Source organism: Actinacidiphila paucisporea (genome assembly GCF_900142575.1).
Classification (GTDB): Bacteria; Actinomycetota; Actinomycetes; order Streptomycetales; family Streptomycetaceae; genus Actinacidiphila; species Actinacidiphila paucisporea.
In genome coordinates this window covers 120,226-145,659 of sequence record NZ_FRBI01000002.1, presented here as the reverse complement: position 1 = coordinate 145,659, position 25,434 = coordinate 120,226, and the positions used below count along the sequence as shown (strand labels likewise).

The 25,434-nt window shown below is 74.0% G+C and carries 20 protein-coding genes and 1 tRNA gene; 9 read left to right on the top strand and 12 right to left on the bottom strand.

From position 1 onward, the window contains the following. Positions 1–255 precede the first annotated feature (255 nt). Positions 256–2,034 (top strand): putative bifunctional diguanylate cyclase/phosphodiesterase, encoded by a 1,779-nt coding sequence (locus tag BUE44_RS03840; RefSeq protein WP_079189467.1) that lies wholly within the window; start codon positions 256–258, stop codon positions 2,032–2,034. Positions 2,035–2,091: 57 nt separating this feature from the next. Here the strand turns inward: BUE44_RS03840 and BUE44_RS03835 are convergent, their stop codons facing one another. Then, positions 2,092–3,861: a glycosyl hydrolase family 18 protein gene (locus BUE44_RS03835; protein WP_073493704.1), complete on the bottom strand. Its 1,770-nt coding sequence runs from the start codon at positions 3,859–3,861 to the stop codon at positions 2,092–2,094. Between the two features lie 252 nt (positions 3,862–4,113). Then, positions 4,114–5,265, bottom strand: a complete 1,152-nt coding sequence (locus BUE44_RS03830; RefSeq protein WP_407639990.1) for an LLM class flavin-dependent oxidoreductase — start codon at positions 5,263–5,265, stop codon at positions 4,114–4,116. A gap of 324 nt (positions 5,266–5,589) precedes the next feature. Here BUE44_RS03830 and BUE44_RS03825 point away from each other — a divergent pair, with 324 nt between their 5' ends. Continuing rightward, entirely contained in the window at positions 5,590–6,345 is a 756-nt protein-coding gene (locus tag BUE44_RS03825; RefSeq protein ID WP_073493702.1) for an IclR family transcriptional regulator, read from the top strand. A gap of 65 nt (positions 6,346–6,410) precedes the next feature. Next, positions 6,411–6,484, top strand: a tRNA-Lys gene (locus tag BUE44_RS03820). A 62-nt stretch (positions 6,485–6,546) separates the two neighbouring features. Here BUE44_RS03820 and BUE44_RS03815 read toward each other — a convergent pair. Together BUE44_RS03815 and BUE44_RS03810 are read right to left on the bottom strand one after the other, a co-directional pair. Beyond that, entirely contained in the window at positions 6,547–7,380 is an 834-nt protein-coding gene (locus tag BUE44_RS03815) for a pentapeptide repeat-containing protein (protein ID WP_073493700.1), read from the bottom strand. Between the two features lie 20 nt (positions 7,381–7,400). Beyond that, positions 7,401–8,807 (bottom strand): M1 family metallopeptidase, encoded by a 1,407-nt coding sequence (locus BUE44_RS03810; protein ID WP_079189466.1) that lies wholly within the window; start codon positions 8,805–8,807, stop codon positions 7,401–7,403. A gap of 252 nt (positions 8,808–9,059) precedes the next feature. Here BUE44_RS03810 and BUE44_RS03805 point away from each other — a divergent pair, with 252 nt between their 5' ends. After that, positions 9,060–10,214, top strand: coding sequence for a PP2C family protein-serine/threonine phosphatase (locus BUE44_RS03805; protein ID WP_079189465.1), 1,155 nt, complete (start codon positions 9,060–9,062; stop codon positions 10,212–10,214). A gap of 21 nt (positions 10,215–10,235) precedes the next feature. Here the strand turns inward: BUE44_RS03805 and BUE44_RS03800 are convergent, their stop codons facing one another. Further along, complete coding sequence (locus BUE44_RS03800) at positions 10,236–13,178, bottom strand: FAD-binding and (Fe-S)-binding domain-containing protein (protein ID WP_073493696.1); 2,943 nt, start codon at positions 13,176–13,178, stop codon at positions 10,236–10,238. A 153-nt stretch (positions 13,179–13,331) separates the two neighbouring features. Here BUE44_RS03800 and BUE44_RS03795 point away from each other — a divergent pair, with 153 nt between their 5' ends. Continuing rightward, the gene (locus tag BUE44_RS03795; RefSeq protein WP_159450227.1) at positions 13,332–14,066 is read left to right on the top strand and encodes an ANTAR domain-containing protein; all 735 of its coding nucleotides are present in this window, start codon (positions 13,332–13,334) and stop codon (positions 14,064–14,066) included. Positions 14,067–14,479: 413 nt separating this feature from the next. On the opposite strand, the gene BUE44_RS03790 is transcribed toward BUE44_RS03795, so the two are convergent. The 5 genes from BUE44_RS03790 to BUE44_RS03770 all read right to left on the bottom strand — a co-directional run bounded on the left by BUE44_RS03790 (position 14,480) and on the right by BUE44_RS03770 (position 18,986). Next, complete coding sequence (locus BUE44_RS03790; protein ID WP_073493694.1) at positions 14,480–15,151, bottom strand: class F sortase; 672 nt, start codon at positions 15,149–15,151, stop codon at positions 14,480–14,482. A gap of 5 nt (positions 15,152–15,156) precedes the next feature. Next, a complete protein-coding gene (locus BUE44_RS03785) occupies positions 15,157–15,768 on the bottom strand; it encodes a hypothetical protein (protein ID WP_073493692.1) in 612 nt (203 codons plus the stop codon). A 120-nt stretch (positions 15,769–15,888) separates the two neighbouring features. Next, a complete protein-coding gene (locus tag BUE44_RS03780) occupies positions 15,889–16,668 on the bottom strand; it encodes an HAD-IIA family hydrolase (RefSeq protein WP_073493690.1) in 780 nt (259 codons plus the stop codon). Between the two features lie 297 nt (positions 16,669–16,965). After that, positions 16,966–17,724 carry a GntR family transcriptional regulator gene (locus BUE44_RS03775; RefSeq protein ID WP_073493687.1) on the bottom strand — a complete coding sequence of 253 codons (759 nt, stop codon included), beginning with the start codon at positions 17,722–17,724 and terminating at the stop codon, positions 16,966–16,968. A gap of 56 nt (positions 17,725–17,780) precedes the next feature. After that, entirely contained in the window at positions 17,781–18,986 is a 1,206-nt protein-coding gene (locus tag BUE44_RS03770; protein ID WP_407639989.1) for an ROK family transcriptional regulator, read from the bottom strand. Positions 18,987–19,203: 217 nt separating this feature from the next. Between BUE44_RS03770 and BUE44_RS03765 the strand changes: the two genes are divergently transcribed. Together BUE44_RS03765 and BUE44_RS03760 are read left to right on the top strand one after the other, a co-directional pair. Continuing rightward, on the top strand, positions 19,204–20,271 hold the full coding sequence (locus BUE44_RS03765; RefSeq protein WP_073493685.1) for a Gfo/Idh/MocA family oxidoreductase: 1,068 nt from the start codon (positions 19,204–19,206) through the stop codon (positions 20,269–20,271). Then, complete coding sequence (locus BUE44_RS03760; RefSeq protein WP_073493683.1) at positions 20,268–20,729, top strand: heme-degrading domain-containing protein; 462 nt, start codon at positions 20,268–20,270, stop codon at positions 20,727–20,729. Before BUE44_RS03765 ends, BUE44_RS03760 begins: the two co-directional genes overlap by 4 nt. An 18-nt stretch (positions 20,730–20,747) precedes the next feature. Here the strand turns inward: BUE44_RS03760 and BUE44_RS03755 are convergent, their stop codons facing one another. Both BUE44_RS03755 and BUE44_RS03750 read right to left on the bottom strand, forming a co-directional pair. Then, positions 20,748–21,602: a fumarylacetoacetate hydrolase family protein gene (locus BUE44_RS03755; RefSeq protein WP_073493681.1), complete on the bottom strand. Its 855-nt coding sequence runs from the start codon at positions 21,600–21,602 to the stop codon at positions 20,748–20,750. A gap of 176 nt (positions 21,603–21,778) precedes the next feature. Next, on the bottom strand, positions 21,779–23,077 hold the full coding sequence (locus BUE44_RS03750; protein ID WP_073493679.1) for a DUF445 domain-containing protein: 1,299 nt from the start codon (positions 23,075–23,077) through the stop codon (positions 21,779–21,781). A 106-nt stretch (positions 23,078–23,183) separates the two neighbouring features. On the opposite strand from BUE44_RS03750, the gene BUE44_RS03745 reads away from it, so the two are divergent. Beyond that, positions 23,184–24,293 carry an aminotransferase class V-fold PLP-dependent enzyme gene (locus BUE44_RS03745; RefSeq protein WP_073493677.1) on the top strand — a complete coding sequence of 370 codons (1,110 nt, stop codon included), beginning with the start codon at positions 23,184–23,186 and terminating at the stop codon, positions 24,291–24,293. A 111-nt stretch (positions 24,294–24,404) separates the two neighbouring features. After that, positions 24,405–25,421: an MDR family NADP-dependent oxidoreductase gene (locus tag BUE44_RS03740; protein ID WP_073493675.1), complete on the top strand. Its 1,017-nt coding sequence runs from the start codon at positions 24,405–24,407 to the stop codon at positions 25,419–25,421. Positions 25,422–25,434 lie beyond the last annotated feature (13 nt).

The following is a 25,434-nucleotide window of genomic DNA, read 5'->3' as shown; positions in this document are numbered from 1 at the left end:
AATTACGGTGGTATGCGGGGTCCGACTGCTCCGCCCGGGTGGTACGTACGGCACCGCGTACGGCGAACACCTGGACGGCCGACGGCATCACTTTCCGTAACAGTCCAGGTGAAGCGATCAGGACCGGCGCCCAATCGCGCAGAAACGGTCGGCCCGCGGGTGCCCGTGCGGAGAATCACCACGCCAACGCTGGATCGCCTGCTCCAACAGCCCATATGATCGCGTGCGAGACGAGCGCGACACGGGGAGCAGGCCATGGGCGGACCCGCGGGCGGCCCCGGCGTCGACCCCGACAGCACAGCACAGATCATCACACAGAGTCACACTTCTGCCCCACGCCCGCGCGACACGGCGGCACGCGAGGAAGCCGAGCTGCGCGACTACCGGGCCGCCTTCGCGGTGGCCAGGTCGGCGATGGCGCTGCTGTCGCCCGAGGGCGACGTGCTGGCCGCCAACCCGGCGCTGGCGACCCTGCTGGGCGCGGCGCCCGAGCGCCTCGCGGCGGTCGGCGCGGGCGCGCTGCTCGGCCTGGCCGGCGATCCGCACGCCAGGGCCGCCTTCCACGACGTGCTCACCGGCCGCCGCGACCGGCTGCGCTGCACCCGTCGGATCACCCGGCAGGACGGCGCGGCACTGCTGGCCGAGGTCACCCTGTCGCGCACCGGGGCGAACCCGCTGCTGCTGACCGTCGAGGACGTCGGCGAACGGGACGCGCTGCGCGAGCAGTTGCGGCACCTGCGGATGCACGACCCGGTGACCAGGCTGCCCAACAGGGCGCTGTTCTTCGAGCGGCTCACCGACGCCTGCGACAGCGCGCCGGGCCGCGGCACCGGGCGCATCGGGCTGTGCTATCTCGACCTGGACGGCTTCAAGGCCGTCAACGACACCCTCGGCCACCGGGTCGGCGACGAGCTGCTCGCCGCCGTCGCCCGCCGGCTGCTGGCCTGCGCCGAGCCCGGCGGGCACCTGGTGGCCCGGCTCGGCGGCGACGAGTTCGCGCTGCTGGTGCGGGACTCCACCGGCACCGGGCAGGCCACAGCGCTGGCGGAGTCCGTACTGACCGCGCTCCAGCAGCCGTTCGACGTGGCCGGGCAGCGGCTCGCGGTCTCGGCGAGCATCGGAGTGGTCGAGCGGGAGGCGCCGGGGAGCTCGGCCACCGGCCTGATGCAGGCCGCCGACACCACGCTGTATTGGGCCAAGGCCGACGGCAAGGCCCGCTGGACGCTTTTCGACCCCGAGCGCAACGAGCACCGGATGACCCGGCAGGCGCTGTCCCGCACGCTGCGGCAGGCGGTGGAGCGCGGCGAGTTCGTGCTGGACTACCAGCCGCTGGTCGCCCTCGACACCGGCGAGCTGCGCGGGGTGGAGGCCCTGGTGCGCTGGGAGCACCCGCACTTCGGGCGGCTGGCCCCCAACCGCTTCATCGGCCTGGCGGAGGAGGACGGCTCCATCGTCCAGCTCGGCCGCTGGGTGCTCGCCGAGGGCTGCCGACAGGCCCGCGCCTGGCAACTGGCCCACCCGGCCGCGCCGCTCGTGGTCAGCGTCAATGTGGCGGTCCGCCAGATGTGGGACTCCGACCTGGTCGCCGACGTCGCCGAGATCCTCGCCGACACCGGGCTGCCGCCGCGGCTGCTGCAACTCGAACTGACCGAGTCGGCGGTCATGGGCTCGGCGGGGCGGCCCCTCCAGGCGCTGCACGCGCTGCACGAGATGGGCGTGCGGATCGCCATCGACGACTTCGGCACCGGCTACTCGAACCTGGCCTACATGAGCCGGCTCCCGGTCTCCGCCCTCAAGCTCGACGGCTCCTTCGTGCAGGGCTTCCGCTCCGCGGAACACCCCAACCCGGCCGACGAGACGATCGTCGAGGCCCTGGTCGACCTCGCCCACCGCCTGGGCCTGACAGTGACGGCCGAATGCGTCGAGAACGCGGAGCAGGCGGAGCGCCTGCGGCGTATCGGCTGCGACACGGGCCAGGGGTGGCACTACTCCCGCCCTGTCGGCCCGGACGTCATCTCGGGCCTGCTGCACTGAGGGACCCGCGTCCTCGGGGGGAGGGAGGACGCGGGTCCCGGGCAGGGGCGGGTCAGGTCAGCAGGCGCCCAGGTCCTGCCAGACTCCCCATTCACCGGTCGTGCCGGGCTCCTCGTTCGTGGTCCACCACTTGGCGTTCCACTTGTGGCCCTTCCAGGAGACCTGGTTGCCGTTCACGTAGACGGCCGAGGCGGACCAGGAGGGCAGGGTGCAGGTGCCGCCCGGCGGGGTGGTGGGCGGGGTGGTCGGGGGCGTCGTCGGCGGGGTGGTCGGCGGCGTCGTGGGCGGCGTGGTCGGAGGAGTGGTCGGAGGGGTGGTCGGCGGGGTGGTCTGCGTGCCGCAGCCCGAGGCGGAGCCGTTGGTCGCGGTCACGATCTTGTTGAAGAGGGTGGCCGCCGGGTCCAGGTCGAGCAGCGAGTACATCATCGAGCCGGCCAGCCCGTGGCAGTGCCCGTAGTCGGCCTTGGCCTGGATCGCCTGCGCGCCGAGACCGGTCCAGAACTCGCTGCCGTTGTAGAACCAGTTGGTCTGCGAGGCGGCGTCGTAGAAGGTGTCGGCGGGGTTGTCGACGACGCCGGTCAGCTCCTTGTAGTACGCCGTCCCCGCGACCTGGCTGATGCCGCGGGCCGCGGCGGGACCGGAAGCGGGCTGATAGAGGCCGTGGTTGCTGCCCGCGGCCACACCGGACCAGCCGCGGTAGTAGGTCGGGTAGCCCAGGGTGATCTTGTTGGCGGGGAAGCCGCCGGGGATGCCGTAGGCGGCGTCACCGGTGGTCCAGGCCGTGATGGCGTGGTCGGTGCTGTACTTCTCGTTCCCGGGCGAGACCGGGTTGGAGGGGTCGCTGGGCGACTGGTACAGCGGGTCCTGGAAGTTGGTCGGGCCGTTGGTCTCGAAGGCCCCGTGCATGTCGTACGTCATGATGTTCGCGTAGTCGAGGTACTGCCCGAGCTTGTTGGTCTGGAGCTTCGCGATCTTGTCCTGACCGGCCGGCAGCGCCGCGGTGAGCAGCATCTTGCGGCCGCCGTTGGCGGCGCCGTAGGCGTCCAGCTCGCTGCGGAACTCGGCAGCCAGCGCGGTGTAGTTGGCCGTGTCGTTCGCGCTGTAGTGGTTGCCGGTGTGGCCGCCGGGCGAGCCGGGGTACTCCCAGTCGATGTCGAAGCCGTCGAAGATGCCGGCCGCGGAGCCGGTGCCGCCGTAACCGCCCTGGACGGGCAGGTTGCCCTTGATGAACATGTCGATGCAGGAGCTGACCAGCTTCTTGCGGCTGGCGTCGGTGGCGGCGGCGTCGGAGAAGTACTTCGAGTACGTCCAGCCGCCGAGCGAGGCGACGATCTTCAGGTTCGGGTACTTCGCCTTGAGCTGCTTGAGCTGGTTGAAGTTGCCGACCAGCGGCTGGTTCCAGGTGTCCGCGGTGCCGTTGACGCTGATGTCGGCGCCGTAGGACTTCTGGTAGTCGGCGAAGGCGTCGCCCGCCCCGTCACCGGCGTTGGGGTTGGACTCGTTGGTGGAGTCCGACGCCTTGGTCGCCTCGAAACAGGTGAGGTTGACCGGGTCGATGTTCTCGAAGGAGTAGTTGAGGATGTTGAGCTTCCCGGCGATCCCCTCGGTGTCGAGGTTCTTGGGGTAGAAGGCGTTGCCGTAGACGCTCCACTGGTCGTAGTACGCGATCTTGACGCCGCCGCTGCTCGCGGCGGCGGCCGCGGCGGGTTGGGCGGCGGCGGTGTCCGCCTGGGCGGTGCCGAGGCCGCCGACCAGCGCGGTCAGCGCGCCGAGGGCGAGCGCGGCGCTGGTGGCCGCGGCCACGAGCGCTCTCTTCCTGGACTGCACGAGAACCTCCGGGGGGAGAGGGAGGAACAACAGGGGGCTGTGGGGTATGGATAGCCCTCTGATCAAGTGCACGTCAATGGTCTGAACCAAAGCCAGGACTAGACCAATTCGGGGGTGCCGATGGCCCGCCGATTCGTTCACGACGTGAGCAAAGCCCCTCGTCAACCGGGTGACGAGGGGCTTTAACCCCTGGTTAAGGCATGGCCCGTGGTCGGTCCAAGGTTGGACCACGGGCCGGCAGGAAACCGGTATTTAACCGGCCGCGATGTCCTTCGGGAAGCCGTACGCGTCGGCGATGAGGTCGTACGAGCGCAGCCGCACGGCCGGCGTGTGCGCGTTGGCCGTGATCACCAGCTCGTCGGCGCCGGTCCGCGCGACCAGCTCGTCGAGGCCCGCCCTGACCGTCTGCGGGTCGCCGTGCACGATGGTGGCCATCCAGGACTCCACGAACTCCCGCTCCGCGGGGCTGAACGGATGGGCCGCCGCCTCCTCGGGCGTCGGGATGAGCCCGGGGCGCCCGGTACGCAGCCGCAGCATGCCCAGCGCGCCGGCCAGCACCTGGGCGCGGGCCTGCTCGGGGTCCTCGGTCGCCAGCGCCGCCACCCCGATCGAGGCGTAGGGGCGGTCCAGGATCTCCGACGGGCGGAAGGACTCGCGGTAGAGGGCGAGCGCCGGCACGGTGTTGGCGGCGGAGAAGTGGTGCGCGAAGGAGAACGGCAGCCCCAGCGCCCCGGCCAGCTGCGCGCTGAAACCGGACGAGCCGAGCAGCCAGACACTGGGCCGGCCCGCGGACTGCACCCCGCCGGCGGTGCTGCCCTGCACCGGCCCGGGTACCGCGTGGATACGGGCGTAGCGGTGGCCGTCGGGGAAGTCGTCGTCCAGGAAGCGGACCAGCTCGGCGAGCTGCTGCGGGAATTCGTCGGCACCCTCGTGCAGCGACTCGGTCCTGCGCAGCGCCGCCGCGGTCGCCCCGTCCGTGCCCGGTGCGCGGCCCAGGCCCAGGTCGATCCGGCCGGGGGCCAGCGCCTCCAGGGTGCCGAACTGCTCGGCGATGACCAGCGGCGCGTGGTTGGGCAGCATCACGCCGCCCGAGCCGAGCCGCAGGGTGCGGGTGAAGGCGGCCAGATGGGCCAGGATCACCGCGGGCGAGGAGCTGGCCACCCCGGGCATGGAGTGGTGCTCGGCCACCCACATCCGGTGGTAGCCGCGGGTCTCCGCGGTCCTGGCGATCTCGACACTGTTGCGCAGCGCGTCCCCGGCCGTCAGGCCGGCGCCGACGCCTGCCAGGTCGAGCACGGACAGCGGTACGGGCGCGGTACCGCGGACGGTGCCGCGGATTCCGTGGTCGGCCGTACCCCTGCCGCCGCCGTTGCCGCCGCCGCCTCGCACCACGTCGTCACCCACAGCTAGCGCCTCCTCGATCGTCCACCCGTGCGCCCGGCGCACGGAAACAGCCAGACAAACGACAACCGGAGCACTCGTCCGGTTATTCCCGCCGCCTATTCACCGATCTCGCCAATCGGGCAGTGACCATGGCATATGCCAGAGTGGCCCCTTCCTGCATATACGCCTGCGCGGCCCCGGAGAAGTGGCCAACCGCCTCTACCGACAACGGTATTGGGGCTATCGTGGAATCCGGTCAAGCTGCCGATCGGAACTCCGTCGAGCCCCGATCGTGACCAGCAGCGACAACCGGGACGCAAACGGTCACACCTGCAGGGGGCTACCGTGGCGCTAGAGCACCGACAGACCGCGCCGGTCTACGCGGTCCAGCACGCACTGCGCGTGCTGGAATCCGTCGACACGCACCGGCACGGCGTCTCCGCCGAGCAGCTCGCCCGGGAGATAGGGGTGCCGGTCGGCTACCTCACACAGCTCCTGGCCATGCTGCAACGCGAACGCTATCTGGGTTTCCTGCCTGGCGGCGGCTACGTGCTCGGCGAGACCCTGGTGCTGCTCGGCGCCGCCAACCACGACGAGGCGCTGGCCGAGAAGCTGCGGGCGATCCTGGCGGAGCTGCGCGACGAGGTCGGCGCCGCGGTGTATTTCAGCCGCTACGACGACGGCGAGGTCCGCATCATCGACTTCGCCGACGGCCCGAACGCACCCAAGGTCAACGAGTGGGTCGACTTCCGCTCGGCCGCCCACGCCAGCGCGGTCGGCAAGTGCCTGCTCGCGCAGCTCGACCACGACTCGCGGCTCGAACACCTCTCCCGGCACCGGCCCGCCCGGCTCACCTCACGCACCGAGATCGACGACCGCGCGCTGCTCACCAAGCTCGAACGCCAGCCGGCCAGCGTTCCCACGCTGGACCTGCAGGAATACGCGGTCGGCACGGTGTGCGCGGCGATCCCGGTCACCATCGGCAAGACGGTCGCCTGCCTCGCCCTCTCGATGCCGCTGGCCGAGGCGCACCGCCTCAAGCCGGCGGTCGACACCCTCAACCAGCGGGCCGCTCCGGTCCTGCTGTCCATGAGCCTCTGAGCGCGGGCCCCCTCGGCAGGGGTGGTCCGAAGCACCCGGCGGGAGGACGTATAGTTGTCCTCGTTGCGCCGCTAGCTCAGTTGGTTAGAGCAGCTGACTCTTAATCAGCGGGTCCGGGGTTCGAGTCCCTGGCGGCGCACTTCGCAGAGTGAAGAAGGCCTCCCACGGCAGGTGGGGGGCCTTCTTCATGTGCGGCGGGCTTCACGCCCAGTGGGACGGGTACGGCAGGCCGGGCGGGAGCCGGGTCGTGGCGGCGCCGGACGCGGCGGTGAGCTGCGGGGCGGTCAGGAAGAGGGCGTCCCGCAGATCCGCCTCCCGCAGGTCGGCGCCGCGGAAGTCGGTGCCCAGCAGGTCCGCGCCGCGCAGATCGGCACCGCGCAGGTCCGCCCCGATCAGGTAGGCGCCGCGCAGATCGGCTCCGCGCAGGTCCGCCCCGCGCAGGCGGGAGCCCATCAGGTCGGCCCCGCGGTGGTCCTTGCGGCGGGGGAAGGCGGCGCGGGCCAGGGCGGAGGCGGCGCGCAGCAGCTCGGCGACCTGCGAGCGCTCGGCGGCGACGTCCAGCGCGAGCAGCGACTGCGCGGTGCCGAGGCTCAGCTCCTCGATACGCGCGGCCGCCGCGGCGGCGGGTCCGTACAGCGTGGCGGCGGCCGGCAGGGTGCGGAGCTCGGCGAGGTGGCGGAGCAGCTCGTGCAGCTGCCGCACCACCGGCAGCACCGCGAACATCGCCCGGCCGCCGTCCGCCGCGTCCCGCCAGTCATGCCCGGCGAAGGTGTGCCGGGAGACCTTCTGGCCCGCCCCGAGGCAGTCGTAGACGGTGCAGCCGGCGTAGCCGCGGTCGCGGAGCCGGTCATGGATCGTGCAGCGGTGGTCGGCGCCGAGGTGGCCGCAGGGCTCGCCCGCGGCCTTGTCCCGGGCGAAGTCGGCGGACCGGGTGAAGGCGAGGGCGACGCAGCACAGCCCGAAGCAGTTGCCGCAGTCCGCCCGCAGTTCGCTGTGCTCCACCCTGGTCCCTTCGCCGGCTCCACCCGGGTCCATCGTGCCCTATCGGCCGGTGGTCACCCGCCTGGGAGCACGGCGGGCTTGGCCGGGGTGTAGAGCCAGGTCTGGAAGAAGCCGCCCAGGTCCTGCCCCGACAGCTTCTCGGCCAGCGCGCGGAATTCGGCGATGGTGCCGTTGCCGTAGCGGTGCCGGGCCGGCCAGGCCTTGAGCAGGGCGCGGAAGGGGCGCTCGCCGATGGTGGTGCGGAGTGCCTGGATGGCGACCGCACCACGGTCGTAGACGGCGTCGTCGAACTGCCTGGCCGGTCCCGGGTCGCCCGGCTCCACGGTCCAGAACGGGTCGTCCGCCGGATAGGAGTCGTAGGTCTGCCGGGCGATCTGCTGCACGGTGCCCTTGCCCTGGTGCTCGGCCCACAGCCAGCTGCCGTAGGTGGCGAAGCCCTCGTTCAGCCAGATGTCCGACCAGCGGGCGAGCGAGACGTCGTCGCCCCACCACTGGTGCGACAGCTCGTGCGCGACGGTGCCGATGCCGTCGGTGGTGGCGAAGACCGCGGGGCTGTAGAAGACCCGGGTCTGCGCTTCGAGGGAGAAGTGCGTGGGGACGTTCGGCACGTAGCCGCCGGCCGCGTCGAACGGGTAGGGGCCGAACCAGGTGCTGAGGAAGTCGATGATCTCGCCGGTGCGGTCGACGCCCGCGCGGGCGTTCGCGGCGGTGGCCGCGGGCAGGTCGGTGCTGTAGGCGTTGATGACGGGCACGCCGGTACGGGTGCGGCTGTGGGTGAAGGCGAAGTGGCCGAGCGCGAGGGTGGCCAGATACGTGGCCTGCGGCTCGTCCTGCCGCCAGTGGTAGGCGGTCCAGCCGCCCGAGGTGCGCTGGGAGAGCAGCAGGCCGTTGCTGACGGCCTGCTCGCCGGCCGGGACGCGGACGTTCACGTCGTAGGTCGCCTTGTCCAGCGGATGGTCGTTGCTGGGGAACCACCACCAGGCCGACTCCGGCTCGTTGGCCGCGACCCCGCCGTCGGGGGTGCGCTGCCAGGAGGTGAAGCCGTAGCGCTCGACGCTGGAGGGCACGCCGGAGTAGGTGACGGCGACGGTGATGCGGTGGCCGCGCGGGACGGCCCGGTCCGGGGTGATCACCAGTTCCTGCTCGCCGCTGGTGGCGAAGCGGGCCGGGCGGCCGTCCACGGTCACCTTGCTGACGGTCAGTGCGAAGTCCAGGTCGAAGCTGGTCAGGCCCTGGGTGGCGGTCGCCTGGAGGGTGGCGGTGCCGGAGAGCGTGTCGGTGGCGGGCTGGTAGCTGAGGTCGAGGCCGTAGTGGGAGACGTCGTAGCCGCCGTTGCCGTACGTCGGGTAGTACGGATCGCCTATCCCGGGGGCCCCGGGCCCCGCGTCGGCGGCGGATGCCGGGATCACCAGCAGGAAGCCGAGGGCGGCGGCAGCGGAAGCGATCACTCTCTTGCGCACAGAAGTCCTCCAGCGGGGCGCGGTCAGCCCCATGGGTGGCAGGTACACGACGACACCCTAGGAAGATCCGGCCGCCCCAGCCACCCCGCGCCCCCCGCCTGTCGCAGAACATTCACCCGGCGCAACACACCGCCCGGCCCCACCGGTATGCCGCGGGAACACCGCGGCCGTCCCCTTCCGCACCCCGCCCCATGGTGTTGATCACCCCCGCGCGCGGCTGACGCCACGGATGCGGGCGGATAGGTTCACCATGTGAAGATTGTCTGGCTGACCAGGACCCTCCAGCGGTTGGAGAGCGAGTATCTGGCCCGCGCGGGCCTGTCACTGCCGCTGGCGGCCATCGCCGTCGTCGTCGGCGCGGACCTGATCGCCGGCCGGGACCACTTCCTCACCCCCGGCATCGTGGCCGCCCCGCCGCTCGCCGCGATCACCGTGACCTGGCGCAAGACGCTCCTCGTCGGCGTGCTCGGCCTGCTCAGCCAGGCCGCGCTCGCGCCCTACGACGGCATCACCGACATCCCCGACCACGACGTCTTCTTCGGCCAGGCCTTCGCGTACGTCTTCGTCACCCTCTTCAGCGTCTACATCGCCTGGCGCCGCGAGACCGGGGCCAAGGCCTTCACCGCCATCACCTCCGTCGCCGAGGCCGCGCAACACGCCCTGATGCGCCCGCCCGAGCCGCAGGTGGGCACCGTCCGGCTCGCCGTACGGTACGTCTCCGCCGCCGACGCCGCGCAGATCGGCGGCGACCTCTACGCCGTGCTCGACACCCCGCACGGCGTAAGAGCGCTCATCGGCGACGTCCGTGGCAAAGGGCTCCCCGCGGTGCAGACCTCGGCGGTGGTCCTCGGCGCCTTCCGCGAGGCCGCGTTCGACGAGGGCGGGCTCGACACGGTCGCCCGCCGCGTCGACACCAGCGTCGGACGGCACGTCAGCACCGGGGACTTCATCACCGCGCTCTTCGCCCAGTTCGACGAGCCCGACAGCGTCGAACTGCTGCACTACGGCCACGTCGCGCCGCTGCTGGTCTCCCGCGACGGCGCCGTCCACACCCTCTACCCCGCCGATCCCTGGATCCCCCTCGGCCTCGCCGACCTCGTCTCCGGCGGGCCCACGTCCTGGCGCGTCCCCCTGCGCCCCGGGGACGTGCTGGTCCTGTGCACCGACGGGGTCATCGAGGCGCGCAGCCCGCTCGACGGCACGTTCTACCCCCTGGTCGAGCGGGTCGGGCCGCTCGTCGCCTCCGCCGGGACCGACCTGGACACGGCGGTCGAGCGGGTCTACGCCGACCTTCTCCTGCACGCCGGCGGTTCCCTCTCCGACGACGTGGTCCTCCTGCTGCTCTCGCCCCGGCCCGGCGCCCTCCCGGCGCACCCCCCGGACCCGACCCACCCGGACGCCGCCTGACCCCGCCGTCGCGCGCGGCCGTCAGCGGGTCGCCCGCTCCAGGGCGACGACGACGGACTCGTACGGCTCCCCCGTGGCCCGGGCCATACCGACCTCGCACATACGGCTGGCCGACACGTACACGTCGAAGCCGCGCGCGGCGACCTCCTCCGACTCGGCGCGGGTCGCGGACTCGGTCAGCTCCGCGTGGAGCATCCCGCGGTCGCCGGCGAAGGCGCAGCACCCGGCGTCGTCGGGGACCACGACCTCGCAGGCAAGGGCGGCGGCGACCTCGGCGAGGGCGGGGCCCGGGCGGCCCAGGTGCCGTGCCGAGCACGTGGGGTGGACGACGGCGGAGCCGACGCGGGTGGTGACGGTGAGTCGGGGCAGGACGTGGTCCGCGGCCCACACCGTGGCGTCCAGGATCGTCAGCTCGCCGTGCAGCGCGCGGTTGGCGTCGGTGAGGTAGGGGACGACCTCCCGGGTGAGCCCGAGCGTGCAGGAGGTGGCGTCGACCACCAGGGGGAGCCGGCCGCCGCCGGTCCAGACCCAGGCGTGCTCGACGATCCGGTTGGCCATCACCACGTTGCCCTCGTCGTAGCCCTTGGAGTGCCAGATCGCGGCGCAGCACGTGCCGGTGACGTCGGGCGGTATCCACACCGGCAGGCCGGCCCGGGCGGAGACGGTGACCAGGGACTGCGGGACCCAGCCGTAGCGGCCCTCGGGCGGGCCGAAGACGCGGTTGACGCAGGCCGGGTAGTAGACGGCGGCGGCCCCGTCCCGCTCCGTGCGGGGCAGGGCGCGCGGGGCGGCGCCGGGGATCTCCGGCAGCCACTCGGGTACGAGCTCGGGCCGCGCCGCCCGCCGGGCGGCACCGGTGACCGCGGCCAGCGGCCGGTCGCCGACCCGGCGGCGTATCGCGTCGGCGGAGGCGACGGTGGCACGGGCCGCGCGCTCCGCGGTGCGCCAGTGGGTGGCGGCGGCGCCCGCGGCCCGCTCCTGGGCACGCGAGTGCCCGGCGTGCCGGAATTCCTTCATCATCGCGCCGGTGTCGATGCCGACCGGGCAGGCGAGCTTGCAGGTCGAGTCGCCCGCGCAGGAGTCGACGGCGGCGTATCCGTACGCGTCGAGCAGTTCGCGCAGCACGGGCGAGTCGGCGGGCTGGCGCAGCATCTCGCGGCGCAGCACGATCCGCTGCCGCGGGGTGGTGGTCAGGTCGCGGCTGGGGCAGGTGGGTTCGCAGAAGCCGCATTCGATGCAGGCGTCGGCGACCGCCTCGATGACCGGCATGGTCTTCAGGCCGCGCAGGTGCCCGCGCGGGTCCTGGTCGAGGACGACGCGCGGGGCGAGGATGCCGTCGGGGTCGAGCAGCGCCTTGATCCGCCACATCAGGGCGGTGGCGGCCGGGCCCCACTCCATCTCCAGGAACGGCGCGATATTGCGCCCGGTGCCGTGCTCGGCCTTGAGCGAGCCGTCGAAGCGCTCGGTGACGGTACGGCAGAAGTCGGCCATGAAGGCGGCGTAGCGCTCGACGTCGGTGGCGCGGCCGGCGTCGAAGGTGAGCAGGAAGTGCAGGTTGCCGTGCGCGGCATGGCCGGCGACGGCCGCGTCGAAGCCGTGCCTGCGCTGGAGGTCGAGCAGTTCGGCGCAGGCCTCGGCGAGCCGGTCGGGCGGCACCGCGAAGTCCTCGGTGATCAGGGTGGTACCGGGCGGCCGGGCGCCGCCGACCGCGGTCACGAACGCCTTGCGGGCCCGCCACAGCGCGTCGATACGCTCCCGGTCGCGGGTGAAGCCGCCGTGGCCTTCGGCGGCCGGCACCGGGGCGATCAGGCCGAGGTCGGCGCAGACCCGCTCGGCGGCGCGTTCGTACGCGGCCAGTTGCGTCTCGTCCGCGGCCCGGAACTCGACCAGCAGCGCCGCGCAGGACTCCGGCAGGTCGGCCCACTGGGCCGGCACCCCGGGCACGGCGGTCGCGGCCCGCAGCACGTTGCCGTCCATCAGCTCGACGGCCTCGGCGCCGGCCTGCGCGAAGTGCGGTACGGCCGCGGCGGCGGCCGGCAGCGTCGGGAAGAAGAGCAGCCCGGCGCTGGCGGCGGGGCGTATCGGCAGCGTCTCGTAGACCGCCTCGGCGACGAAGCCGAGGGTGCCCTGCGAGCCGATCATCAGGCCGCGCAGGATCTGGGCGGGGCTGTCTGCGTCGAGGAAGGCGTCCAGGCGGTAGCCGTTGGTGTTCTTGACGGCGTATTTGGCGCGGATCCTCGCGGTCAGCTCCTCGTCCGCCTCGATCTCGTCCCGCAGGTCGAGCAGCCCCTGGTAGATGTCCGGCTCCGCCGCGGCGAGCCCCGCGTCGGCGTCCGGGTCGGCGGTGTCCACGACGGTGCCCGACGGCAGCACCACGGTCAGCGAGGCGACCGTGCGGTACGAGTCGCGGGTCGTGCCCGCGGTCATGCCGGAGGCGTTGTTGGCCAGCACCCCGCCGACCGTGGCGGCGATCGCGCTCGCCGGGTCGGGGCCCAGCACCCGGCCGTGCCTGGCCAGCGCCGCGTTGGCCCGGGCCAGCACCGTGCCGGGCAGGACACGGGCCCTGGCACCGCCCGCCTCGACCTCGATCCCGCTGAAGTGGCGGCGCACGTCCACCAGGATGTCCTCGCCCTGCGCCTGCCCGTTCAGGCTGGTGCCCGCCGCCCGGAAGACCAGGTGGCGGCGCTCGGCCCTGGCGTACGCCAGCAGCCGCACCACGTCCTGCACGCTCTGCGGCACCACCACCGCCTGCGGCACGAAGCGGTACGGGCTCGCGTCGGAGGCGTAGCGGACCAGGTCCGTCAGGTCGCCCAGCACCCTGTCCGCGCCCAGCAGCCGCTCAAGGCCGGTCCGCAGCGCGGCGGGAGTGCCGCCCGCCCTGTCCTCCCGCACGCGGTCCGGCGCGGCCTCCCCCGCGGGTATCGGCCGCAGCGCGGCGCCGCCCTTCGGTTCGTGCACGGGCATCGGGACCTCCTCGCGGAGAAACATACCGTTCGCCAAGCTATGCCCGTTTTTGGGAAACCGCTGGCCTTCTCCGCCCTGGGACGGACGCGGAAGCGGCCGGCCACCGGCAATACTCGTGGCCGGAACCCGTCCGACGGGGGGAAGGGGAACGGCGTGCACGATGATCTGCCGGACGGGTCAGGGGCGGGACGCCGGCTGCTGGCCGGCACCCTGGTGGAGCTGGCCGACACCCTCGGCGACGACGGCGAGCCCGACGCGGCGCTGCGCCGGCTGGCCGGCCGCTGCGTGCGGCTCACCGCCGTCGCCGCGGCCGGGCTGCTGCTCGCCGACGAGCACGGGGACATCCGGGTGATCGGCGCGTCCGGGGAGCCCGCGCGGCTGCTCACCGCGGCGGACGGGCCCGGCCCCGAGTGCTACCGCAGCGGCGCCGACGTCGGCGTGGCCGACCTCGGGCGGCCCCTCGACCCCCTCCCGGCGGACTTCGCCCGCCGCGCGCTGGCCGCCGGCTATGTCGCGGTCTTCGCCATACCTGTGCGGCACCGCAAGGAAGTCCTGGGCGCGCTGGTCCTCTACCGCACCACCGCCGGGCCGCTGCCCGCCGAAACCGCGGCCGTGGCCCGCGCCCTCGCCGACGCCGCGGCCGTCGGCGTCCTCCAGCGCCGCACCCGCCGCCACCACCAGCGCCTGGCGGCGCAGCTCCAGAGCGCGCTGGACACGCGCGTTCCCGTCGAACAGGCCAAGGGGGTCCTCGCGGAACGCTGGCACGTGAGCGTCGAGGAGGCCTTCGCCCACCTCCGGGCCCATGCGCGGGCCCACCGCCTCCGCGTAGCCGATCTCGCGATCGGCGTCATCACCGGCCGCACCCATCTCCCCCCACCGGGCCCCTGAACCGTCGCTCCGCGCGTCCCCCGCGGGCCCTGCCCCGTCCGGGTGCGTCCCTTGCCCGCGGCGCCGTCGTGGCTTGTCGCGCAGTTCCCCGCGCCCCTGGGGGGCTGCCCAGTTCTGCGGCGATCACAGTTGCGGTTCGTCGTGGCTTGTCGCTCCGTTCTCCCCACAAGCTCCGCCTGGGGGAGAACGGAGCGCCCCGCCGAACAGGCGGGAAAGCAAGCAACCCACCGCAAGGGGCAAGCACCCAGGGGCGCGGGGAACTGCGCGCTCAGCCACGACGGCGCCGCAGGCAGGGGACGCACCGTGAGGGGCAGGGCCCAAAGGGGCGCGGGGAACTGCGCGCGCAACCACGACGCAGCCGCATGCAAGCAACGCACCGCGTCAGGCGGGGGCGCCCCCCTGCGCAAGGGGGGTCAGGCGGGGTGGGAGTTCGTGAGTGCGGCGAAGACCACCACGTTGGCCGAGTACGTCTGCTCGGCCTTGTCGAACTGCCCACCGCAAGTGATGAGGCGCAGCTCCGGGCGACCGGCGGAACCGTAGACGCGGGTGGCGTCGAAGTGGGACTTCTCGATGACCTCGACCGCCTCGACGGAGAATTCGGCGACCGTGCCGTCGGAGCGGGGGACTTCCACCAGGGCGCCGCGCCGGATGGTGCTGAGGCCGTAGAAGACCGCGGCTCGCGTCTCGGTGTCGACGTGGCCGACGATGACGGCCGCGCCGGAGGCGCCCGGCGGGGGGCCGTCGCGGTACCAGCCGGCGACGTCGGGGGTGGAGTAAGGGGGCGGGTCGACGGCGCCGTCCTTCAGGCCGCGGGCGACGAGAGCGGCGTGGATTCCCACGGACGGGATGTCGATGCGCAGGGGGACGGCGTCGGGCAGCGGCGCGTGGGGGGCGTAGACCTGCGCGGGCCGGTCGGCGGCCGCGGCGGCGGCGAAGCTGCGGGGGCCGGGCGTCGCGGCGGGGGTGCCGGGCCCACCGTGGCCGAGGAGCCACGCGGCCAGCAGGACCAGGCCGACCGCGACGGCCGCCCAGGTCCTGCCGGTCTCGGCGCGCTCGGCACCGGTGTGGTCCTCCCCCGCTGCCATGCCGGTCAGCCGCGGGCGGCGGCGCGGCGGCGGTGGAGCGCCAGGCCGGCCAGGCCGGCCGCGGCGACGCCGCCGGTGACGAGCAGCGGGCCGGTGCTGGTGCCGGCGGCCGCCGGGCCGGCGGCGAGCTGCGCGGTGCCGCCGCCGCCCGCGGGGACGGGGTTGACCGGGACCAGCGGGCCGCCGCCGGTCGTCACGGTGACGGTCGCGGACGCGGAGCTGGTGGAGCCGTTGCACTGGACGGAGACGGCGTAGGAGCCGTCGACGGCGTCGGACTTGATGAAGGCCGTTCCGTCCCAGCCGTCGGAGCCGTCACCGGACGGCGCGAGGGTGACCGCGTCGACGAAGACCTCGGCGCTGGCCTGGGCCTTGGCGCCGGACTTGCAGGAGGCCTTGAGGTGCAGGGTCACCACACCGCCGGGGGCGACGGTGGCGGGTGAGATGTCCATGCCGGAGCCGGACGACGCGGAGGACGAGGACGACGACGAGGAGGAGGCGGACGATCCTCCGCCCCCCTCGTCGGCGAACGCCTGCTTCGGCAGCCCCGTCACACCGCCGACGGCGATGACGCCGAGGGCACCGGCCGCGGCGATGACGGGCAGTTTCAGACCAAACATGGGGACCTCCGCTCGGCCGGGGGCGGGGACTCGCGCCCGGTGCTTACGAAGATCCCCGCGACCGGTCCGGCATGCACGCGCGGTGACCCATCAGGGTGACGCCTGCACTACGCAGAGTGATCAGATCTCGCCGACCAGGTCGGCGATGGATTCCACGACTCGGGACGGCTTGAAGGGGTAGCGCTCGATGTCGGGCACGGCGGTGAGGCCGGTGAGCACCAGGAAGGTGGTCATGCCGGATTCGAGGCCGGCGAGCACGTCGGTGTCCATCCGGTCGCCGATCATGGCGCTGGTCTCGGAGTGCGCGCCGATCGCGTTGAGGCCGGCGCGCATCATCAGCGGGTTGGGCTTGCCGACGAAGTACGGCTCCTGCCCGGTGGCCTTGGTGATCAGCGCGGCGACCGAGCCGGTCGCGGGCAGCACGCCCTCCGGGGACGGGCCGGTCTCGTCGGGGTTGGTGGCGATGAAGCGGGCGCCGCCGCGGATGAGCCGGATCGCCTTGGTGAGCGCCTCGAAGCTGTACGTACGGGTCTCGCCGAGCACCACGTAGTCGGGGTCGGCGTCGGTGAGGATGTAGCCGACGTCGTGCAGCGCGGTGGTCAGGCCCGCCTCGCCGATGACGTAGGCGGTGCCGCCGGGCCGCTGGTCGTCGAGGAATTTCGCGGTGGCCAGCGCCGAGGTCCAGATGTTGGCGACCGGCACGTCGAGGCCCATCCTGGACAGCCGCGCGTGCAGGTCGCGCGGGGTGTAGATGGAGTTGTTGGTGAGCACCAGGAAGGGCTTGCCCGATTCCTTGAGGCCCTTGATGAAGGCGTCGGCGCCGGGGATCGGGGTGCCCTCGTGGATGAGCACTCCGTCCATGTCGGTCAGCCACGAGTCGATGGGCCTGCGGGTCGACACCGGTCGCTCTCCTGTCGTCGTGCCTGTAGCCCGTACGAGGGCGGATGCCCCAGCGTAACCGGGGCGGGGTTGCCCCGCCCCGGTCGTCTCGCGTGCCGGTCCGGCCGCTGCGGGCACGGCCGCCGGCCGGCGGCGGGTCAGCTGCCGGTGGCGGACTGCCAGGCGCTGACGTACGCGGACAGGTTGCTGTCGATGTCGGACCAGTCGGGGGTGAAGACGTCCGGCATGGTGCCCAGCACCCCGGCTCCTACGACAGTATCTTCCCGTTACCCGATGGCCGGGGACAGCTCGCACGGCTCAGGCCTTCTTGTCCAGGTGGACGGTGAAGCTGAAGCGGTCCCCGCGGTAGAGCGAGCGCACGCGCTCCAGCGGCTCACCGTTCGCGTCCCGGCTCGACCGGTGCAGCAGCAGCATCGGCAGCGCGGGCGGCGTGCCGATCAGCAGCGCCTCGCGCGGGGTCGCCAGCACCGTCTCGATCCGCTCGTCCACCGAGACCGGCTCCACGCCCAGGTGCTCGCGCAGGAAGGCGTAGAAGGACGTGTCGGGCGCGAAGTCCCGTGCCAGGCCCGGTAGTCGGGACACCGCCAGATAGGTGCTCTCCAGGCCGACCCGCTCGTCGTCCGCGAGCAGCACCCGCTCCATGTGCCACACCGGCGCCCCGGCCCCGATCCGCAGCTCGCCGGCCAGCACCGGGTCGGCGTCCAGCTGCTCCAGGGCGATCAGCTGCCGGCGCGGCGTGCGCCCCTGCCGTCGCACCCCCTCGGTGCAACTCGACGTCGACAGCGGCTGGACGAGCTTCGGCCCCGCCACCACCGTGCCCCGGCCCTTGCGCCGCACCCGCCCCTGGATCAGCAGCTCCCGCAGGGCCTGCCGCACGGTCTCCCGCGCCACCTCGAACCGCGCCGCCAGCTCCCGCTCGGTCGGCAGCAGCCCCCCTTCCCCCAGCTCGTCCAGCACGCTCTCCAGCCGCGTCTTCACCGCGAAGTACTTCGGCACCCTGCCGTGCTCCGGAATGCCCGCGCGGATCGGGGCATGGGGGTCTGCCGCATCGCTCATCCCGCGATCCTCCCAGGGGCCGGGCCCGCCGGGGCGCAGGTGGCCGGGCCAGGGGATCAGCTCAGGGAGGCGCGGGCGAAGAGGGGGGCCAGCGCGAGCAGGGCGGCGCCCTCGGCCACCGCGCGGGAGCCGGCCGCGGCGAGGGTGACGGGGGTGGGGCCGAGGGCCGCGGCGACGCCGGCCAGGAAGACGCCGGGGGCGGCGAGGACCGTACGGCCGCCGAGGACGACCCGGTCGATGTCCAGCAGCGCGACGAGGTTCGCGGCGCCGACGCCCAGCAGGCGGGCCGCGCCCTCGGTGTCGCCGCCTGCGACCGCCGCCAGGCACAGCGCCTCCAGGCAGCCGCGCTTGCCGCACTTGCAGGGCGGCCCGTCGAGTTGCACCACCTGGTGCCCGAACTCCCCCGCCCCCGCCCGCCCGCCGCGGTGCGGCCGGCCGCCCAGCACGAGGGCGGCGCCCAGGCCCGTACCGAGGTGCAGATACCCGAACGAGCCGGCTCCCGGGCCGGCTTGCGGCTCGGCCAGGATCGACAGCGCCGCCGCGTTGGTGTTCTTGTCGACCGCCACCGGGAGGCCGAGCCCGCGCGCCAGTTCGGTACGCAGCGGGCACCCCGACCAGTGCGGGAAGCCGGTGACCTCGTGCAGGGTGCCGGTGCGGTGGTCCAGCGGCCCGCGTATCCCCACTCCCACCCCGAGCACCGGCGCCGGCGCCAGCCCGACGGCCGTACGCAGCTCGCGCACCATCGCGGCCAGTCCCGTCCCGACCGGCAGCCCGAGGTCGAGCGGCGCGGCGTGCTCCGCGACCGTACGCCCTGCGAGGTCGGCCACCACGGCCGTCAGGCTCTCGCCGTCGAGGTGCGCCCCCACCGCGCACCGCGCACCGGCCGCGAGCCGCAGCTCCGTGCGCGGCTTCCCGCCGGTCGACGCGAGCCGTCCGGCGTCCTCCAGCAGCCCGTCCGCCCGCAGCCGCGCGGTGATCTTGCTGACCGCCTGCGGTGTGAGCCCGGTCCGCTCGGCCAGTTCGAGCCGGCTGATCCCGCCGCTGCCGGCGGTGGCGGCGTCGCGCAGCAGCCCGAGGACGAGCGCGGCGTTGTGGCTGCGCAGGGCGGGCAGGTTCGCGCCGGGCCCCTGCGCGGGGTGCGGAACGGGGTGCTCGCCCGCGCGGGCCCCGGCCGGCCACGCCGCGCCCGCGCGTCCCGCGGGGGCCGGACCGGCTGAGAGCGCACCCTCGCCCGGTCCGGTACGCGGACCCGGCGGGGGCACGGGGCTCGCTCCCGACACGGCGCCCGCGTCCGGCGCGGGTGCCGGGCTCGCGCCCGACGCGGCGTCCGCGTCCGCGCCCGGTCCGGGCGCGGGGCTCGCGTGCGGCCCGGGGGCGGGGGCTCGGCAGGGGCCGGACGGGTCGGATGCGGGGGGCGGGGTCACCCCCTCATTGTCCCGTGCGCTTGCACTTTCGCAACACTGTTGCCAAAGTTGCCCCATGAGCACTCCCGGCACCGCCCCCCTCCGCGTCGCCCTGGTCGGATACGGCCCGGCCGGCTCCTTCTTCCACGCCCCGCTGATCGCCGCGACGCCGGGGCTGGTCCTCGACACCATCGTCACCGGCAACAGCGACCGCCGCGCGCAGGCCGCCGCCGAGCACCCGGGGGTGGCCTTCGCCGGCACCGCCGAGGAGCTGTGGGCGCGGGCCGGCGAGCTGGACCTGGTCGTCCTCGCCTCGCCCAACCGCACGCACGTACCGCTGGCGACCGCCGCGCTGGAGGCCGGGCTGCCGGTCGTCGTCGACAAGCCGCTGGCCGCCACCGCCGCGGAGGCCCGCGAGCTGGCCGCGCTCGCCGAGCGGCGGGGGCTGCTGCTCACCGTCTTCCACAACCGCCGCTGGGACAGCGACTTCCGCACCCTGCGCGCCCTGCTCGAACGCAGCGAGCTGGGCGAGGTCCACCGCTTCGAGTCCCGTTTCGAGCGGTGGCGCCCGCAGCCCAAGGGCGGCTGGCGCGAGTCCGGCGACCCGGCCGAGATCGGCGGCCTGCTCTACGACCTCGGCAGCCACCTGGTCGACCAGGCCCTGACCCTCTTCGGCCCGGCCCGCCTCGTCTACGCCGAGTCCGACGTCCGCCGCCCGGGGGCCGCCGCGGACGACGACGACTTCATCGCGATCACCCACGCCGGCGGCGTCCGCTCGCACCTGTGGATGAGCGCCACCACCGCACGCATCGGCCCGCGCTTCCGGGTGCTCGGCAGCACCGGCGGCTACGTCACCTACGGCCTCGACCCGCAGGAGGCCGCGCTGCGCGAGGGCCTGCGGCCCGTCGAGGGCACCGCGTGGGGCGCCGAGCCGGAGTCCGCGTGGGGCACGGCGGGCACCGACGAGAACGTACGGCCCGTCCCCTCGCTCCCCGGCGACTACCCCGCCTTCTACGCGGCCGTCGCGACCGCCCTGCGCGAGGGCACGCCGCCACCGGTCACCGCGCTGGAGGCAGCCGCCGCGATCGAGGTCATCGAGGCGGCCGGGCAGTCCGCCCGCACCGGCCTGGCGGTGGCCCTGTGAGCACCGATCTGCCGGCCGAACTGGCCGAACAGGAAAGGGCCCTGGTCCTTCCGCACTTCACCAACGACGACGCGTGGCGGCTCGGCTCCCTGCTGGTCTCCCTCGCGCGCGAGCGCGGCGCCGCCGTCGCGATCGACATCCGCCGGGGCGGGCAGCAGCTCTTCCACTGCGCCCTGGAGGGCACGTCGCCGGACAACGACGCGTGGCTCGACCGCAAGTCGGCCGTCGTCCTGCGGTACGGCACGTCGTCGCTGGCCGTCGGCGAGCGCTTCCGCGCCAAGGGCACCACGTTCGAGGCGTCCTCCCACCTCGATCCCGCACTCTTCGCCGCGCACGGCGGGGCCTTCCCGCTGCGGGTGGCGGGCGTCGGCGTCGTCGGCGTCGTCGGCGTCTCGGGCCTCCCCCAGGCCGAGGACCACGCGCTCGTCGTGCACGCGCTCACCCGGTTCCTGGAGTGACCCCTTCCGAGGGCCCCGCTACGCGGAAGCCAGCACCTGGCGCTGGCGCCCGAGGCCGTCGATCGTGAGCTCCACGACGTCGCCGGGGCGGAGGTAGGGGCGGGGCTCGGGCTGGCCCAGGGCCACGCCGGCGGGGGTGCCGGTGTTGATGACGTCACCCGGGTAGAGGGTCATGAAGTGGCTGAGATACCGCACGACTTCGGCGACCGGGAAGATCTGGTCGCGGGTGCTGCCGTCCTGGCGCAGGGTGCCGTTGACCCACAGCCGGAGGCCGAGCGACTGCGGGTCGGGGACCTCGTCGGCCGTCACGAGCCACGGGCCCAGCGGGTTGAAGGTCTCGCAGTTCTTGCCCTTGTCCCACTGGCCGCCGCGTTCGATCTGGTATTCGCGCTCGGAGACGTCGTGCGCGACGGCGTAGCCGGCGACGGCCGCCATCGCCTCGTCCTCGTCGGCCGCGTAGCGCAGTTCGCGGCCGATGACGACGGCGAGTTCGACCTCCCAGTCGGTCTTCACGCTGCCGCGCGGCACCAGCACCGTGTCGGTGGGGCCGACCACCGTGTCGGGTGCCTTCATGAAGACGACCGGCTCGCCGGGCACCTGCGCCCCGGTCTCGGTCGCGTGGTCGTGGTAGTTGAGGCCGATGCAGACGATCTTGCCGATGCCGGTGAGCGGCGGCCCGACGCGCAGACGGGTGTCGAGGGCGGGCAGCGAGCCGTCGGCGGCGGCCGCGGCGACGGAGGCCAGGGCGGCGGCGTCGGCGAGCAGGGCTCCGTCGATGTCGGCGACGAGCCCGCTGAGGTCCCGTACGACGCCGTCCTTGTCGAGCAGGGCGGGACGCTCGGCCCCGGCGGGGCCGACTCGCAGCAGCTTCACGGTGGTACTCCGTACGTCGTTATCCGCGGCGGACGGTCCACGGATGTCATCGGATGTCTGTCCGATCCTCCAATCGCGCCCCCTGTCCGCGCAAGCCCTGTTCAGCAGCTGGACGCGGTGATTCCGCAGGCCGCGAGCGCCGGGCCCCCCGCGCAGAGGTCGGATCGGCGCGGCCGTCAGCCGCCCACGATCCGCGACACCGTGAAGATCAGCAGCCCGACCAGCGCACCGACGACCGTGCCGTTGATCCGGATGAACTGCAGGTCGCGGCCCACATGCGCCTCGATCTTCCGTGAGGTCTGCTCGGCGTCCCAGCCGGCCACCGTCTCGCTGATCAGCGAGGTGATCTGGTCGCGGTAGGTGGTGACCAGATACGTGGCCGCGTCCTCCAGCCAGCTGTCGACCTTGGCCTGCAGGCGCCGGTCGGTGGACATCCGGCCGCCGAGGGTGAGCAGCGACGCCCGGGTGCGCATCCGCAGCTCGCTGCGCTCGTCCTCGGCGGCGGCCACCATCATCGCCCGTACCGAGCCCCACACCGAGGCGATCAGGTCCTGCACCTCGGGGCGGGCCAGCAGGTCGTTCTTGAGGCGCTCGACGCGCTCGCGCGTGTCGGGGTCGGACTGCAGCTCGGACGCGAAGTCGCCGAGGAAGCGGTCGACGGCGCCGCGCGCCGGGTGCTCGGACGAGTCGCGCATCTCGGTGACGAAGCGCAGCAGCTCCTTGTAGACCCGCTCGCCGACCTTGCGGTCCACGAACCGCGGGGTCCAGCCGGGCGCCCCGCCCTGGAGGGCATCCATGACCGAGTCGCCGTGCTCGACCAGCCAGTCGTGGGCGCGCACGCACACCAGGTCGACCAGCCTGCGGTGCCCGCCGTCGGCGACGATCCGCTCCAGCAGCTTGCCGAGGCCCGGCGCGACCTCCTGGGCCTCGGCGCGCCGGGTGATCGCCTCGCTGACGACGGCCTGCACGTCGGAGTCGCGCAGCACGGTCAGCAGTCCGCGCAGCGCGGCGGCGGCCTGCTCGGTCACCCGGTCGGCGTTGGCCGGTTCGGCCACCCAGGCGCCCAGCCGGGAGCCGATGCCCACCGCGCGCAGCCGGGTGCGCACCACCTCGGCGGACAGGAAGTTCTCCCCGACGAAGTCGCCGAGGCTGGCGCCCAGTGCGTCCTTCTTGGTCGGGATGATCGCGGTGTGCGGGATGGGCAGGCCCAGCGGCCGGCGGAAGAGCGCCGTCACCGCGAACCAGTCCGCCATCGCGCCGACCATGCCGGCCTCCGCGGCGGCCGCCACGTAGGCCGCCCACGCCCCCGCGTCCCGCGAGTCCGCCCACTTGGCCAGGGCGTAGACCACTGTCGCGACGGCGAGGAAACCGGTCGCGATCAGCTTCATCCGGCGCACCCCGCGACGCCGCTCCGCGTCCGGGTCGACCGCTCCCGGAGCGCCGGCCGCTGCCACGTCCACCTGCTTCGCCCGCATATCCACCTGCGTATTGTTGCCGCCGTTGACAATCTTGGAACGTACGGCGGGTTCCCGGCGCCTCCTGATGGCCGGTTCCCTACCCGCGGACGGGAGCGGTAGCGGCATGACGACCGACGGCCTGGCGGATTACGCGTCGCAGTTCGAAGCGCCGGAAGGCTATCTGGACTTCGCCCGCTACGGCCCCCCGTCGCGCGCCGTGCTCGCCGCCACCGCGGACGCGCTGGGCCGCTCGGCACGCGCCGACCACGACACGGTCAACGACCTGATGCGCGCCGACCTGCGCGCCCGGCAGGCGGCGGCCCGGCTGGCCGGTACCGACGCCGAGCACACCGTGCTGCTGCCCAACGCCTCCACCGGGCTCTTCCAGGCCGCCTTCGGCGTCCCGGCGGGCACCGTCCTGGTCCCCGCCGCGGACTTCCCGGCCAACCACTACCCCTGGCGCCGGGCGGCCGCCGCGGGCCTGGCCGTGCCGCGCTGGCTGGCGTCCGCGCCGACACCGGAGGCGGTACGGGCGGCGCTCACCGACGACGTGGTCGCCGTCTCGCTGAGCGCGGTCGACTTCCGCACCGGATACCGCGCCGACCTGGCCGCGCTGCGCGACGTCATCGGCCCCGACCGGCTGCTCGTGGTCGACGCGATGCAGGCCTTCGGGGTCGTGGAGATGCCCTGGCAGGCGGCCGACGTCGTCGTGGTCGGCGGCCAGAAGTGGCTGCGCGCCAGCTGGTCCACGGGCTTCGCGGCGCTGTCCGACCGGGCGCTGGAACGCCTCGCGCCCACCCTCACCGGCTGGACCGGCGTGGACGACGTCGCGCTCTTCGACGACCGGGAGCACCCGCCGGCGCCCGGCGCGGGCCGGCTGAGCATCACCAACCTCAGCCCGGTGGCCGCGGCCGCCCTCGCCGCGGCACTTGAGGTCCTCGAAGCGGTCGGCGTGCCCGCCGTCGAGGCGCGCGTACGGTCCCTGGTCGATCGGCTCCTCGACGAGGTCAGGGCACACGGCGCCGAGATCCTCTCCGCGACCGCCCCCGCGCGGCGGGCCGGCATCGTCTCCTTCCGCCTCCCAGGCACCGACCCCGCGACGGTCGCCAAGGCCCTGCACGCCCAGGGCGTCACCCCCACGGTCCGCCCGGACTCGCTGCGCCTGTCGCCGCACGCCTCCACTCCCCCGGCGGCGGTGGACCTGGTCCGTACGGCCCTGGCGTCCCTGCGCTGAGCGCCCGCGCTTGACTCTGACGTGCGGGTCAGGGGTTAGCGTCACCGGGCCGTCGCGGCGGGCGCCGCCGGGCGCCCGCCGCCCCCGTACCGCACGTTCAGGAGTCCCCACATGGCCACAGCTCCGTTCCTTGCCCGCGAGGTCCGGCTCACCGCGCTGCCCTCGGGGCTGCCCTCCCCGGAGCACTTCGCCGTCGTCGACGTGCCGCTGCCCGCGCCCGCCGCCGGGCAGGTGCTGGTCAGGAACCGGCACTTCCTGGTCTTCGCCGCCCTGTGCAGCCTGATCGGCGGCGCCGAGGGCACGCCGCTGCCCGCCCTCCACCCGGGCGACACGCTGTTCGGGCCGGCCGTCGGCGAGGTGGTCGCGGCGCCCGACGGCAGCGCCCTGCGGCCGGGGGACGCGGTGGCCCACATGTACGGCTGGCGCGACCACGCCCTCGTACCGGCCGCCGCATGCACCCCGCTGGACGGCACGCTGCCCGACCCGATAGCCCACCTCGCCCCCGGCTCCACCGCCTACGGCGCGCTGACCCGGCTCGCCGCGATCCGCCCCGGTGACACCGTCCTGGTCACCGGGGCGGCGGGGGCGGTGGGTTCGCTGGCCGGGCAGGTCGCCCGGCTGCTGGGCGCCGGGCGGGTGATCGGCAGCACCGGCTCACCGTGGAAGGCCGAACGGCTGGTGTCCGAACTGGGTTACGACGACGTGGTCCTGCGCGGCCCCGACCCCTTCGCCGCGGGCCTGGCCAAGGCGGCGCCCGACGGCATCGACGTCCTGCTCGACAACGTGGCCGGCGAGCAGCTGGCGGCCGCCCTCGGAGCCGCCCGCCAGGGCGCGCGTTTCGCCCTGGTCGGTACGCTCTCCGGCCAGCTGTCGGCGAACCGCCTCGGCGGCGCGCCCGTGGAGGTCGACGCCTTCCAGGTCATCCTGCGCGGCATCTCCCTGCGCGGCTACACCGGCGCGGACCACCCGGACGTGGCCGCCGAGTGGACCGGCCGGTTCGGCGGATGGCTGCGCTCGGAGGCGATCCGCTTCCCGCACACGGTCGTCGCGGGCATCGACAGCGCACCGCAGGCGTTGCAGGATCTGATCGGCGGCAGGCACTTCGGGACCGTCGTCGTGGAGCCGTAGAGGACGGGGTGGC